This is a genomic window from Wenyingzhuangia sp. IMCC45574 (assembly GCF_054182685.1).
The window spans coordinates 919,080-932,819 of sequence record NZ_CM135169.1; the positions used below are offsets into that span (position 1 = coordinate 919,080).

Annotated in this window: 12 protein-coding genes; 7 read left to right on the plus strand and 5 right to left on the minus strand. The window is 32.3% G+C overall.

The window, feature by feature from the left end; translation table 11 throughout:
- Position 1 precedes the first annotated feature (1 nt).
- Positions 2–1,090: an FAD-binding domain-containing protein gene (locus ACXHHC_RS04080; RefSeq protein ID WP_458228381.1), complete on the minus strand. Its 1,089-nt coding sequence runs from the start codon at positions 1,088–1,090 to the stop codon at positions 2–4.
- A 135-nt stretch (positions 1,091–1,225) separates the two neighbouring features.
- Here ACXHHC_RS04080 and ACXHHC_RS04085 point away from each other — a divergent pair, with 135 nt between their 5' ends.
- The 6 genes from ACXHHC_RS04085 (at position 1,226) to ACXHHC_RS04110 (ending at position 6,520) form a co-directional block, all read left to right on the plus strand.
- The gene (locus ACXHHC_RS04085) at positions 1,226–1,345 is read left to right on the plus strand and encodes an AraC family transcriptional regulator (protein WP_458229221.1); all 120 of its coding nucleotides are present in this window, start codon (positions 1,226–1,228) and stop codon (positions 1,343–1,345) included.
- 74 nt (positions 1,346–1,419) lie between these two features.
- Positions 1,420–2,346, plus strand: a complete 927-nt coding sequence (locus tag ACXHHC_RS04090; RefSeq protein WP_458228382.1) for an aldo/keto reductase — start codon at positions 1,420–1,422, stop codon at positions 2,344–2,346.
- A 7-nt stretch (positions 2,347–2,353) separates the two neighbouring features.
- A complete protein-coding gene (locus ACXHHC_RS04095) occupies positions 2,354–3,172 on the plus strand; it encodes a class I SAM-dependent methyltransferase (RefSeq protein ID WP_458228383.1) in 819 nt (272 codons plus the stop codon).
- Between the two features lie 66 nt (positions 3,173–3,238).
- On the plus strand, positions 3,239–4,615 hold the full coding sequence (locus ACXHHC_RS04100; protein ID WP_458228384.1) for a T9SS type A sorting domain-containing protein: 1,377 nt from the start codon (positions 3,239–3,241) through the stop codon (positions 4,613–4,615).
- Between the two features lie 59 nt (positions 4,616–4,674).
- Positions 4,675–4,917 (plus strand): hypothetical protein, encoded by a 243-nt coding sequence (locus ACXHHC_RS04105; protein WP_458228385.1) that lies wholly within the window; start codon positions 4,675–4,677, stop codon positions 4,915–4,917.
- A 109-nt stretch (positions 4,918–5,026) separates the two neighbouring features.
- Complete coding sequence (locus tag ACXHHC_RS04110) at positions 5,027–6,520, plus strand: alpha-L-fucosidase (protein ID WP_458228386.1); 1,494 nt, start codon at positions 5,027–5,029, stop codon at positions 6,518–6,520.
- Between the two features lie 215 nt (positions 6,521–6,735).
- Here ACXHHC_RS04110 and ACXHHC_RS04115 read toward each other — a convergent pair whose 3' ends face one another.
- From ACXHHC_RS04115 to ACXHHC_RS04125, 3 genes are all read right to left on the minus strand, one after another.
- Entirely contained in the window at positions 6,736–8,190 is a 1,455-nt protein-coding gene (locus tag ACXHHC_RS04115; protein ID WP_458226392.1) for an IS1182 family transposase, read from the minus strand.
- Positions 8,191–8,308: 118 nt separating this feature from the next.
- The gene (locus ACXHHC_RS04120) at positions 8,309–10,561 is read right to left on the minus strand and encodes a DUF7133 domain-containing protein (protein WP_458228387.1); all 2,253 of its coding nucleotides are present in this window, start codon (positions 10,559–10,561) and stop codon (positions 8,309–8,311) included.
- 276 nt (positions 10,562–10,837) lie between these two features.
- The gene (locus ACXHHC_RS04125) at positions 10,838–11,188 is read right to left on the minus strand and encodes a DUF983 domain-containing protein (RefSeq protein ID WP_458228388.1); all 351 of its coding nucleotides are present in this window, start codon (positions 11,186–11,188) and stop codon (positions 10,838–10,840) included.
- An 87-nt stretch (positions 11,189–11,275) separates the two neighbouring features.
- Here ACXHHC_RS04125 and ACXHHC_RS04130 point away from each other — a divergent pair, with 87 nt between their 5' ends.
- Positions 11,276–12,148: an AraC family transcriptional regulator gene (locus tag ACXHHC_RS04130; RefSeq protein WP_458228389.1), complete on the plus strand. Its 873-nt coding sequence runs from the start codon at positions 11,276–11,278 to the stop codon at positions 12,146–12,148.
- A 174-nt stretch (positions 12,149–12,322) separates the two neighbouring features.
- Here ACXHHC_RS04130 and ACXHHC_RS04135 read toward each other — a convergent pair whose 3' ends face one another.
- Positions 12,323–13,732, minus strand: coding sequence for a purine-cytosine permease family protein (locus tag ACXHHC_RS04135; RefSeq protein WP_458228390.1), 1,410 nt, complete (start codon positions 13,730–13,732; stop codon positions 12,323–12,325).
- Between the last annotated feature and the right edge of the window lie 8 nt (positions 13,733–13,740).

The window sequence follows — 13,740 nt, forward strand, 5'->3', positions numbered from 1 at the left end:
TTTACAGTTCTTTTTTTGCTTTGTTCCAAAATTTAAAAAAAGAAGGATAGTACCCTGTAACACTTGTCATCCAATCTCTAGCTTCTTGTTTTCCTTTGTAATGTGTATTCGTAGGATGTTCTTTGTAAATTATATATTGCTCATCAACCTTAGTTAATAGGTCTGAAAAATCTCCAACAAAAAATTGAATTTCGTTGATATTACTGGTCAATTCCAATGCAAAATCTAAACAGTGCTGATTCACCGGATAGTTCTTAAAAAACGTAGGCTCTATTAAGAAAACTCGTTGCACGTCTTGTCCAAAATACCAACTAGGATCTATATTGTAATAATTATAAACCAATGTTTTTTTACGGTTATTTAAAATAGGAGAATCAACATTGGGAAACTCTAGTTTGTTAGTAAAAGAAACAACCTCTTCTAAAATATTGGGAACTTCCATAGTATCAAAAGCTTCGTAAGGAATATCTAAAAAAGTTCCTTTTTGACTGGTTTTAAAGTACTTATTGATATTGTCTTGATTGGCAACATATTTCTTGTTAGAAAATGCTCCAGCTACCCATTGCCAACTTAAATGATTGCTTGCCAAATCTCCATCTAACAAATTACTATACAGCCATTTTGCTGGCTCTAACCAATGAGTATGTCCCATATTACAACAAATAGCAGCCACGTACATTCGCATATGATTGTGCATATACCCCGTAGTAAACAGTACCTCTAAAGCTTCATCAACAACATTAACTCCTGTCCTAGCTTCTACTATAGCTTTGGGTATTTTATAATGATTAACTCCTGTTTGTGCTTGTTTTAAATCTGTAAAAATTAAATCTCCTTTTGCCAGCCAAACTTGCTGCCAATAATCCCTCCAAGACAATTCCTGAATTAGCTTTTCCGCTCTTCCCCAGGGCAACTCTAGCTTTTTTATTTCTTGATAAACTTGTTTCGTAGAAATAACTCCTCTAGAAATATAAGGACTTAAGTATGTTACTGCTCCATCTACATAATTTCTAGAACTAGCATATTTAGTAGGATCTATAGAGTGCATTCTTTGGTAAATAGAATCTATGTCTGTGGGGAATTCTTGCATTTTACTCGTTTATTTTATACAATATATTGAGTATTGCAACCAACAACGAAAGCCTTTTCTTATTTACTGCTATTTAAAATCAAACTAAAACAAAAAACAGCGTGAAAACCCCCACTCTGTTTAAAAACTTAACCGATTAAATTAAACTACAAAGACGACTCTTATTTTATACGGTTGTTTAAAAAATACACCAAACAAACTCCAGAGCAATTTAGAGCAGCACAATATGGTGGAAATGGAAGAAGATGCTGCTAAAACAGCTTAAAGACCAGTAGTGTTAATTAAATATTTTTTTACATTTTTGAAACCTTAATTTGGTAAATTTGAACATGACAAAAATTGGATTAGGCTTAGCTGCATTGGGAAGACCCGAATATATTAACATTCGAAAAGAAAAAGACATAGATAAAAGTGAAACCGCTTTTAAAGCTAACGCTTTAGAAATGTTAGATACTTCTTACAAATTAGGTATACGTTATTTTGATACAGCTCCGTCTTATGGAAAAGGGGAAGCTTTTTTACAAGAATGGCAAAACACCAGAAAACATACCGATTCGCAATTGGCTACCAAATGGGGATATACCTATGTGGCCAACTGGAAATTGAATTTTAAAGGGGCACACGAGGTTAAAGAACACAGTATAGACAAACTATTAGAACAGTGGGAAATTTCTAAAGATTTATTACCTGCCTTAAAAGTATATCAAATTCATTCTGCTACCTTCGACAGCGGTGTTTTAGAAAATCAAAAAGTACTAAAAAAACTTTCCAAAATTAAAGAAGAAACAGGCCTGTTAATTGGCTTAACAAGCAGTGGTCCTAATCAGGCAGAAATTCTAAAAGAAGCTGCCGCTATAAAAATCCAAGGACAATTTCTTTTTGATGCTTTTCAGGTTACTTACAATATTTTTGCCCAAAATACTCTTGAAATATTATCGGAGCTAGTACAACAAGGCAAAAAAGTAATAATAAAAGAATCACTAGCCAATGGTCGTGTTTTTACCAATACTCCAAATCTAGTTTTAGATCTTGCTACAAAATACAATGTAGGAATAGATGCTATTGCTATTCGTTACGTTATAGACTCTCTAAACCCTTCTATCGTTTTAAGTGGTGCTGCCTCTAAGCAACAATTAACAGAAAACTTAAAAGCTTTGGATTTTAAGCTCACTTTGGATGAAATTGAAGCTTTAAAATTTTTAGCTTTGGAGCCTAAAAAATATTGGTCTGAGCGAAAAGCCTTAGCATGGAATTAAACCTTACATGAAGAAAAATTTAATCAGTAGAGATATCGATGTTTTCTATACCAAAGCATCAGAAGAGTCACGCCTAGAAAAAGGAATGGGTGTGTTTGAATTTGAGCGTATCAAATCATTAATCAATAGATATTTACCCAAAGAAAAAGCAACCATTATTGACGTAGGTGGTGGAACAGGTAAATATTCCGAATGGTTGGCTAAACAAGGCCACGCTGTTACCATGATAGAACCTGTGGACAAACATTTGGTATTGGCTCAAAAAAGATCGGACAAGCTTAAAAACAAATTCAAAGTTTTAAAAGGTGCTTCCCAAAAACTAGATCTAAAAAACAATAGTGCTGATTTTGTAATTCTTCATGGTCCTTTATACCACCTTCAAAAAGAAGAAGACCGCCTACAGACTATAGCAGAAGCCAAAAGAGTATTAAAAAAAGACGGAATTATTTTAGGATTTGCAATCAACCATGCAGCATCTACCGTTGCTGGTTTAATGCAAGGTTTGGTTCATAAAAAGCCATTCTTAGAAATGTGCAAAGAAGAATTAACTACAGGAATTCACACCCCCCCTAGTGAATATCCTTGGCTCTTGGCAGAAGCTTATTATCATAAACCAAGTGAACTAAAGCAAGAATTCTTAAGTCAAGAATTAGAAATACAAAATCTAATTGCTGTTGAAGGAATGATTTGGTTAGACAAAGACTATTTTGCCAATATGCTAAATAATAAAAACAAAAAAAACTTAGACCAATTACTAAAAGTAACCGAAGAAAACGAAGAGTTGTTGTCTTTTAGTCCTCATATGTTACTCGTTGCTAAGAAATAAAAACATTTTTTCTGATTTTATCTTTATATAGTATTGATAAATATCTATTTTTAAAGAAAAAAAATCGTGAAAAAATTCCTTGTAATAATTTCTTTTGTTGTAAGCTTTACCTCTTTTTCCCAAGAAGGACATTCTAAAAAAACTTTTTATAGAGACGGTGTTCTGGCTATAGAAAAATGGTACGGATTGGATTCTAAAATTGACAGCCTAAAATCTTATGATAGAACAGGAAAACCTAGTGAAATATTCTATTATAATGAAAAAGGAAAATTTCATGGTTTGTGCTACAAACTAGATACAAAAGGAAAGAAAACAACATCTTGGAAATTTAACAATGGTAAATTAATAGAAAGAGTAGACCACATTAAACATTATACCCTAAAGAATAAGGACATTATTTTAAAAAGGTATGAGAAAATAGAAAAACTAAATAAAAGATTAAAAAGAAAATACTCTTTCTCAGCTTTCTACAGTAGAGCTCATACCAGAGATCTACTTGGAGATCATACGCTTGCGCTACATGACTTCCTTTGGCTAAAAAAATTCTATGAAAAATATAGAGATAAAGAAACAGATTCGATTGGATTATTACGTAAAAACAAAACTCTAGCTTCTATTTACAATGTTTTGGGAGGTCTATATAGCTCTTATGAACAAGAAGAAAAAACAATTCACTACAGGTTTTTGGCTAAAAAGCACAAACCAAACGATGCTGTTTATGATTATAACCTAGGAGGATATTTAGTTTCTATTCAGCAATACAAACTTGGAATTCATTACTTAGAAAAACTACTAGAAAGAGGCTCTAAACACTCCTTTGCCAACTGGGCTATGAGTATTGCTCACACAGATTTAGGTAACTACCAAACGGCTCAGGAATATTTAAACACTGCTAGAGCTCACGAAAGAAGCTTATATACCCGTGGCTATGGTGCATCAGATAAAGAACTAAACACTTTAGAAGGATACCTTAGTCATAAATTAGGAGATACAGACAAAGGAATTAAATTTTTGAACAAAGCTTTAGAAATAAAACCAGACAATTCCTATGCGATGAAATATCTAGGAGAAATTTATTTAGATCTAAAAAATTATGACATTGCTTGCGAGTATTTAGAAAAATCTAAAGAGCTCGGTTATGAGAAAAAATTTGACAGAGACGACCTACAGCCGCTAATAGACCAAGCCTGTGATCGTGTTGTAGATACAACTCAAAAAGAGTTAGATGTATTTGCCAGTCCTAACCCTGTAATATACTTTACAGAAATACAAAACTTCCCTAAAAACTTTAACTACATATTGTTTGATTATGAACAAAGAAAAGTTAAAAGCGGAAAAGCGGTTGGAAATACTCTTAATTTAAGCTCATTACAATCAGGTTTATATATACTACAAATAGAAAACAATGGTGTAGTGAAAACACTAAAGATTATTAAGCACTAATCCTCTTGTAAATATTTTGTTTTTTCCGTAAATTAAAGTGAACTCAAAATGTTTATCATATGGATACTATTAAAAATATTGTCGTTTTTGATGGAGCTTTAGAATTGCCCAACCCAGACTTAAACAAATACGACCGATCAAGAGCAATTGTACAAAAGGTAACACGTTTTTTAATGAGCAGAGATTCAGATATAATCAAACAGATAAATAAAGAAAAAGCTACGCTCTATATTTATAGATATTCTGGTCAATGGAAAATTAAAAATGCAAGTAGAAAACTAATCAACCGAATTTTTGGGTAAAAGTAAACATAAGTCACCCATTTTTAACGGATAAGAGTCCTTTTAAAAAAAATATACACCCCTATTTTCTGTACTTTTAAAACTTTCTAAATTAAAATCTACAATTAGGATGAAATTAAAAGTACTTGCTTTATGCTGTCTTTGTTTAACATGGACACATGGAAACGCACAGCAGTCAAAAACACCGCAAAAAAACATCTGGAGTTCTTTAGACAATCACAAAGCCGCTCCTGAGTGGTTTAAAGATGCTAAATTAGGAATCTACTTCCACTGGGGTGTTTACACGGTACCTGCTTATGGTAACGAATGGTATCCTTATCATATGTATCGTAAAGACTCCGAATATTTCAAACACCACAAAGCCAAGTATGGAGATCAATCTAAATTTGGTTACCACGAGTTTGTTCCCATGTTTAAAGCAGAAAAATTCAATGCTAAAGAATGGACTCAACTTTTTAAAAAAGCTGGAGCTAGATTTGCTGGACCTGTGGCTCAACATCATGATGGGTTTGCAATGTGGGATAGTAAAGTAAATCCTTGGAATGCAAAAAACAAGGGGCCTAAAAAAGATATTACAGGTTTATTAGAAAAAGAAATAAAGAACGAAGGAATGAAGTTTATTACAACATTTCATCATGCAAGAAACTTACAACGCTACAGTAATAAAAAAGTAAAAGGCTTTGCTAGTCATTTTACCTACAATAAAGATTGGCATACATCTACTATCAATACAGAATTAAAAAAGTTATATGGTAATGTAGATAAAAATTGGTTCCATCAATATTGGTATGATCAGATTGATGAAGTAGTAACCCAATACCAACCTGATATTATTTGGTTTGACTCTTGGTTAGATTTTATTCCTGAAGATTTAAGATTTAAAATGGTTGCTAATTATTTGAATAAAAGTGCTAGTAACAATCAAGAAGTAGTTATAGCATACAAGCAAAACGATATTCCTAAACATATTGGTGTTAAGGATATTGAACAAGGAGGTAAAAGAGATGTTACCGAAAAAACTTGGATGACAGATATTACCTTGAGCAACAAATCTTGGTGCTATGTTAAAGGGCAAACTTATAAACCTACCGCTCTGGTCATTAGAAACTTTATTGATGTGATTAGTAAAAACGGTGTGGTTTTACTTAATATCTCTCCCAAAGCTGATGGTAGTATTCCACAGGTACAAAAAGATATTTTACTAGAAATGGGTGCTTGGTTTGATATTCATGGAGAAGCGATCTTTAATACACGTCCTTGGATTATGTATGGTTTTGGTAACGCTAAGGCTGATTCTGGAAAACACGGTGGACAAAGTGCTACCGTAAAATACACAGCTTCTGATATTAGATTTACACAATCTAAAGACAAAAAAACATTGTATTTATTTTCTTTAGGAGTACCTAAGCAAGGATGGACTGAGAAGTATTATTTAATGGCTGAACACAGGTATTTTCCAAATCAAAAAATTAAGAATGTATCGCTATTAGAAACTAAAGAAACTCTTGAATACGATTTAGACGGTTATGGTTTTAGCATTAAATACCCAAACACCTCCAAGCTCAACACATTCGCTAGTGTTGTTAAAATTGAATTTGAATAACACTTTTTACCAAAAAACCCGCTCGAATATCGGAGGCTACTGACAAAGTATGCTTATTTTGTAAAAAAGGTTTTTCAAAAAGAGATTTGACATGTAAATGTTGAATCTCTTTTTTTATTTCAATACTTTTTTGGGTTAATTTTTGAGACTTTAAAAGAGTTTGAAGAGGTTGTTTATAGCCTTTTTATAGGCTTTAGTTTTAGAACTATTCGTTCTTAGCTTAATTTCAAAATTCTTTTAAGATTTACAGCAAAAATGGTCAAAGCACCTTGCATTTGCATATTTTCAATACCATACGAGGTAGCTCTTCCATAACCATGAACATTTTTTAGTTCACCATTTTTAGCTTCTATCTTATAGCGATGCTTTGATTTTTCTTTAAAATAGTCTGTTTTTTCAAAATCAATTTGCTCTTGGTGTATTTTTGATTTTATGGATATCGAATATGTTTTTGACTTAGCTCCTTCTTTATAACATCCTTTTCTTAAAGGGCAGTTTTTACATTTTTCGACATTAAAATAATAGGTGATTACTTGATTTTTCTGAGTATTCTTCTTGCCTTGAATTGCTTTTTTTGTTGCTAGATGTCCAGCAGGACAAACAAACATATCTGCATCTTTATTATAATCAAATTCATTTTCTTTTTTTCTGAATCCTTGACTAATCGCAGGATTTAACTTTGCTACTATTTGAATGTTTTTTTCTTTGGCTAATTCTAAATTTTTCTTGCCTGAATAAGCTGCATCCCCAATAACTGTATCTACAGCTATTCCATTTTTTTGACTTTGCGCTATAAGTTCTGGCAAAATAGGTCCATCTCCTTTTTCGCCTGAAGTAACAACGGCTCCTGTGATAATTCTTTCTTGTGTCATGGCCAGATGACTTTTAAATCCAAAAAAGGAACTATCTGATGACTTGTGTCCTATTTTAGCATCCATATCTTTAGATACAACTTCTTGTTGGTGTTGTTCTATATCATCGATAGATTCTTTTAATAGGTTCAATTTTTCTTTTACAAAAGGTACTTCGCTAATTGTTGGGGAAGCTTCAAGTAAAGTTTCTAACTTTTTACTATAGGTCATTTCTTTTTCTAAATCATTACAATCGTTTTTAGTAGGCATTTTATGTTTCCAATCTTCCTTGTAGGTATAAACAGCTTTTCGAAGTTGTTTTGATCTTTCTCGCAAGATATCAATAGCTGAAGATGGATTAGATTTGGATAAAGTATGCGTAGCATCAACAATGATAGAACCCGAACGGATGATTCCTTTTTCGACAGCAATACTTACGGTTTTGTTAATTAATAAATCTAGTAAATTGGTGTCTTTAAGACGTTGCCTACGGAATTTTGTTAAGGTACTTGGATTGATTACTCCCTGCTCAGGTAGCATTTCTAAAAAATACTTAAAAGACATGTCATAACGAGAACGATCTACCACATCAACATCTGATAAAGTGTAAATCACTTTTAATAATAGGTACTTGAAAAGTTTTACAGGGCATTCAGCTGTCCTACCTTGATCTATGGAGTATTTATCTAAAAGTTCTTCATAAATAAAACTAAAATCTATTAAGTCATTGATTTTTCTTAATAAATTATCTTGGGGAACTATCAAATCGTAAAGTGAACTATATTCACTTAGACCTAAAGTTTGTTGTTGATTCAGCATAAAGAAAAATACAAAAAAAGAAGAATAGAATTTAATAATTCTATTCCTCTTTTTTATAAATATACTTTTTCAGTAGCCTCAAATATCGAGCGGGTTTTCTTATTGGTATCATCTAAGACTACTTATCTTTATTCAACTCTTCTAATGTCCAATACTCTTTTCGTTTGTTTGCCTGACGAACTTTAAAAACATCTCTAAATGGATTTAAAGCACTCTCATCATTCATAGCTCTAACATAACTAAGTACACTTGCTATCCATTTATGATCGTTGTCTTTTAAAGACATCATAACTCCATAGTCTACTCCATCCACTTCACCTATTAAACCATTCAACACTAATTTCACCAAACGTTTTTTATCTCCTTTTACCCTAGGACTTCCAATTAAAGGTGGTGCTACTAAAGAACCATCTTCTTTCTTAACTCCTTTTAAATCTCTAGCATGACAAGTAATACATAATTGATTGTAAATATCGTATCCCTTTAAGATAGTAACCTGATCGCCATCTGATCTATCAGCAATTCTTTTCTTTAAAGCTAATAAGGCTTCATCATCTTTCTTTAGACTTTCTTTAGTAGAATTTGCAATCGACATATTACCTGCATACTTTAACTGAATTCTTTTTAACAAAGAAGTAGATTGTTTGGTATCGTTGTATCGTAAACTTAACGCTAACTGATTAACAACTTCCTCAGAAGAATCCTCTGCCAAAACTTTATAATACTTGTACAAGTTGGTTTCTTTGTTCTTTAAAAAGTTTTCACTTAAACGGATTGCAGTAATTCTAACCCTAGGATCTTCATCAGAGAATTTTTCTACCAATAATTCTTTATCTACAATTCCTAATCCTTCTAAAGTCCACAACGCATGAATTCTTTCTAATCCGTAATCTTTATCGTTATTACCAAACCACTTAGACCAACTAGACTGATTGTTTTGCACAATTGCCTTTAACAAAGGAACAACAGACATATCCTCTTTTAAGATTAACAACTTCTGTGCAGTATTTCTATACCATCCATTTCTATGCCCTAAATAAGGAATTAACTCCTTAGCTGTTTTGTTTAATAATTTTGGCTGAACGTCTGGCTTAATATCTTCGTGTACAATTCTGTAAATACGTCCTCTACCAATGTTTTTATCTAAATTTTTACGCTTAATTACAGGTCTAATTTTACTTCCCTTTCTTGTCCAATTACTTTCCTGAATAATTCCTCTATACATATCTACTACATATAAAGTTCCATCGGGTCCTGTTTGCGACCATACAGGTCTAAAATTTAAATCTGTAGAACCCAAAAATTCTGTTTGATAATAGGCATTCTTTAACACTCTTAAACCATCTACATTTGTAACCTTAGCTCTTCTAATAAATCTACCTACTGGTTCAGGAATAAATAAATCTCCATACATATTCTTAGGCAATTTATGTCCTCTGTATATTTCCTGACCGGCAACTCCTGTAAAGTGGTTAAGTGTACCATCTTCTTTTAATCTTGGTGGTCCTCCTTGCACATCTGGAGTTCCTACAATTGGCCAAGTTTCGTTAAACCCTTCTTCCAAACGTTCCTTTGGGCTAAAATCTCCATACTGAGCAGGTTGACCAAAACCATACGCAGGATTTTCTCCACCAGCAGTAGAATAATACATTATCCCCATATCGTCTTGAGTTAATCCCCACTGCCCTCTTGGCATTCCAGTTAACTTGTACGCTTCTACAACTCCTCCTTTTTTAACCTTAAATCTGGTTGGATTATAAGTTGTGTATATGTAATTATCTAAATTCCAAAGTAAACCACTTTGCTGATGCTCTAAATTCCCTCCCCTTCTAGCTCCATTTCCATAAACTCTCTTTTTACTATCTGCTACACCATCGTTATTTGTGTCTTTATACAACCACAAATCATACGAGTAAGTTTCATTCACTAACAACTCACCATCTTCTAGAGGTAAAATCATTCTTGGCAGCATTAAACTATCAATAAAAACGGTACTCTTATCCATCTTACCATCACCATCTGTATCTATTAACTGTTTTATTTTGCTTACCGATCTATTGGTTCCCGAACCATCAACATCTTGCATGTAAGTATTCATTTCTGCAACATACATTCTTCCATCACCATCCCAAGCAATAGTAACTGGTTCATCTATCATAGGCTCACTAGCAACCAATTCTATTTTATATCCTTTAGGTAAATAAAAAGAATTTAAACTTTCTTCTGGTGTTTGAACCGCAGAAGAGGCTTCTTTTACAATTTCTGGTTTTGTATATTTTACATCAAAGTAATTCTTTTCACTTTTTTTACAATTCACAAAGAACAATAAAGGCGTTAGATACAAAAACTTTAATTTACTTTTTATCATCATAAATAGTTTTATTTTAATTTACTAGTAAGTACTGTTATATTTTATTAAATAAATAGAGGGATTCTCCATTAAAAAATACAGTTCTTAAAAATAATCATATCTACACTACTTTTGTTTAATTTTTTTCATTGAATGAAAACAAACAAAAAAACTTCTATAATTTATCGGTTTAATGGATAAGAGCTGTCAAATAAACATACCTTTTTTATAAAAAAGACTTAACAACTTTACTCGTATTTGGGAATGGTGAAATGAATACAAAGCTCTGTTTATATTCTATTTAGATTTAAAAATATAAATCCACAAAGTCCTTGACAGTTTAACGTTAAAATAAGTCAACAACACTAAAACAGTAGCTATAAAAGGAACTACTCTTAAATCAAAAGCATCTTTTAAAAACGGTATCACTAATACATAGGTAAGTATAGCCTCTACAACTCCTAATGCATAACTAACATACATAGCTCCAAAGAAAAAACCAGGCTCTTTTTCAAACTTATTGCTACAACTAGGACAAGTAGAATTCATTTCTGGTAAATTCCAAAAATTCTGTTTTGATTTAAAGATAGCTCCTGTATTACAATTAGGACATTTACCTTTAAAAATATGGGATACGTTTTTAAACATTCTATACTATTTATTAGCAAAATTAAGACACAACTCTCCTTAAAAAACCAACGATATTCACTACTTTTAGCACATTAGAGACACTTTATGAAAGAACTCCCTATATATACTATTGACCGTTTTAATAAAAACATAAAAAAGGATTTATATATAAACACATTTCACCAACACCTTTTAGAGCACGATTTTATTGAAAACTCGCATAGTCACGACTTTTACTTACTGGTGCTATTTACCAAAGGAACAGGAAAGCATAAAATAGACAATAATACGTTTCAGATAAAAAGAGGTAGCTTGTTTGTAATACAACCAGGCCAAGTTCATAGCTGGAGTTTATCTAGAGATATTGAAGGCTACATTGCTTTTTATTCAAAAGAGATTTACAATGTGTATTTTGGGAATCAAAAATTAAACTCATTCTCTTTTTACAATTCAAACAATCATATCTCAGAATTATTGTTAAACGAGCGTGAAATAGCACAAATCTCTATTTACTTTGAATTACTGATTAAAGAAAACAATTTAAAACTCCCTAACAAAATAGACAAAATACTAAACCTATTAGATTGTATTCACATAGAAATTGATAGAAAGAAACTGTCTGAAAACAGACACCAACAAAGTTCTTACTTAAAAAAAATGGAAGTCTTTAACACATTACTAGACACCCATTACAAACATTATAAAGCACCTTCTTTTTATGCAGATAAAATGTGTGTTAGTCTAAAACACCTTAACAGAATGTGTAAAGAAACCTACGATAACACCGTTACAGAACTGGTAGCACAAAGAGTGGTTTTAGAAAGCAAAAGGCTCTTAACTTTTACCTCATACCCTATTAGTAAAATCGCAGAAGAGCTAGGATATGTAAACCTTTCTTACTTTACCAAACTTTTTAAAAAGTACACCCACAAAACTCCAAATGAATTTAGAAAAAAACTAAAACAAGAAAATTGGTAAACATAAAAAAGCTCCCAAATTTCTTTGGGAGCTTCATCAGTTATAATAAACAATATGTTTATTATGCTATTTTATAAATACAAAATTCGTTTAAACTTAAAATGCTCTCAAACACTTTCTAAAAAACCAAACCAAAATATTTTTTAGAATTCCTAAAAGTTTAAAACTGTAATCTTATACCTTCTTTTGAAAAATTTTACTAAAAACCATAAATAAAATACCACATAACAACCACGCAGGGAATGTTACAAAAGATAAGAAAACATCGAACTTAACAGATATAAAATAAAACAATCCAAAACTAATTGCCCATGCTAGAATAACCGATTTATTAAATTGTAAGCCTGCCACCTCTGCATAATTTTTAGTAATCCCCCAGTCTTTATGGAAAAAATGCTCGAAAGCTATAATTGCACCAAAAGGAGAAAGAATGAAACCATACAAAGCGACAAAACCTAAAAGTTTCATTGCAAACGCTGGGAATAAACCAGCAATTGTTGCTACAACTCCCGCTATAATAGTTACTGTTGCAGTAGACAACTTTGGTAAAATTGCCTGAAACGCTAAACCTGCTCTATATATAGTTGGATTTGCTGTAGTCCAACCTGCAAGCACAACCGCTAAAATTCCTAAAAACCCAATAGCATTATTAGCCATAGGACCCGGAGCTACCGGTGGAGCTTGTCCATTGTTTAAATAAGATAACGCTTCTGGAGATTTAATATATACAGCATATAATAATGCAGCTGCAATCCATGCCATGTAGTGACCTACATACATACCAGCTGCTGTAGCCCATCCTGCATTTGCTTTCTTCGCAAATCTAAAAACAGATAAATCAGACATACCAATATGCATGGCTCCATTAGCAAACCAAGACCAAATAACTACATGCCAAAAGGTAAACTTTATTTGTCCAGGAAATGGTTCTGCACCTTCTCCCCAAATGTTCCAAAAGTCTGAAAAACTAGAAACATTTAACTGTGTTAAAGCCACAATACCACATGCTACAAAAGCTAAGACAATAATTGGAGACATCCAATTTGCTGCTTTTGTTACGGTATCGTATCCTCTTGCTGCAATAACAGATATTACCGCTCCAATTAAGACAACAATAATAACCCAAGTCATTCCGTTAGGCAATGTATCGTCCAGTTTTGGCATAGGCATATCAAAAGGAATACCTACAGCCGTGGCAGATACAGTAATCATAGATCCGGCTAAGAAGCAGAACAAGACACCATTTGCAAGATTATATGCAGTTACTAATTTCTTACCACATATTTTCTCTAATTGAAAATACAACGTTAATCTATTCTTTACGGCAATTTCAGCTGTTAAATACCTCCAGCTTAAAACAGCTAAAATATTACCGAAAATTAATCCTACAATTAAGTCAAAAGCACTAACACCAGCAGTTAAAAACAAGGGTCCTATCATAAACTCTGTTCCCGCTGCATGCTCTCCAGCATACATTCCAATAAAACTTTTCCATCCTTTTAATTTCGATTGGGGTACGGGCTCTCTTTCAAATTCTCCCGAAACTTCTTCTACTGCTGCTTGTTCTATATTTGCCTGACTCATATTATTTA

What these genes read in the sequence shown, in the direction of transcription:
- ACXHHC_RS04125 (WP_458228388.1), bottom strand. Translation starts at nt 11,188, where the DNA reads ATGTTTAAAAACGTATCCCATATTTTTAAAGGTAAATGTCCTAATTGT.
- ACXHHC_RS04120 (WP_458228387.1), bottom strand. Translation starts at nt 10,561, where the DNA reads ATGATGATAAAAAGTAAATTAAAGTTTTTGTATCTAACGCCTTTATTG.
- ACXHHC_RS04110 (WP_458228386.1), top strand. Translation starts at nt 5,027, where the DNA reads ATGAAATTAAAAGTACTTGCTTTATGCTGTCTTTGTTTAACATGGACA.
- ACXHHC_RS04130 (WP_458228389.1), top strand. Translation starts at nt 11,276, where the DNA reads ATGAAAGAACTCCCTATATATACTATTGACCGTTTTAATAAAAACATA.
- ACXHHC_RS04135 (WP_458228390.1), bottom strand. Translation starts at nt 13,732, where the DNA reads ATGAGTCAGGCAAATATAGAACAAGCAGCAGTAGAAGAAGTTTCGGGA.
- ACXHHC_RS04115 (WP_458226392.1), bottom strand. Translation starts at nt 8,190, where the DNA reads ATGCTGAATCAACAACAAACTTTAGGTCTAAGTGAATATAGTTCACTT.
- ACXHHC_RS04090 (WP_458228382.1), top strand. Translation starts at nt 1,420, where the DNA reads ATGACAAAAATTGGATTAGGCTTAGCTGCATTGGGAAGACCCGAATAT.
- ACXHHC_RS04105 (WP_458228385.1), top strand. Translation starts at nt 4,675, where the DNA reads ATGGATACTATTAAAAATATTGTCGTTTTTGATGGAGCTTTAGAATTG.
- ACXHHC_RS04095 (WP_458228383.1), top strand. Translation starts at nt 2,354, where the DNA reads ATGAAGAAAAATTTAATCAGTAGAGATATCGATGTTTTCTATACCAAA.
- ACXHHC_RS04080 (WP_458228381.1), bottom strand. Translation starts at nt 1,090, where the DNA reads ATGCAAGAATTCCCCACAGACATAGATTCTATTTACCAAAGAATGCAC.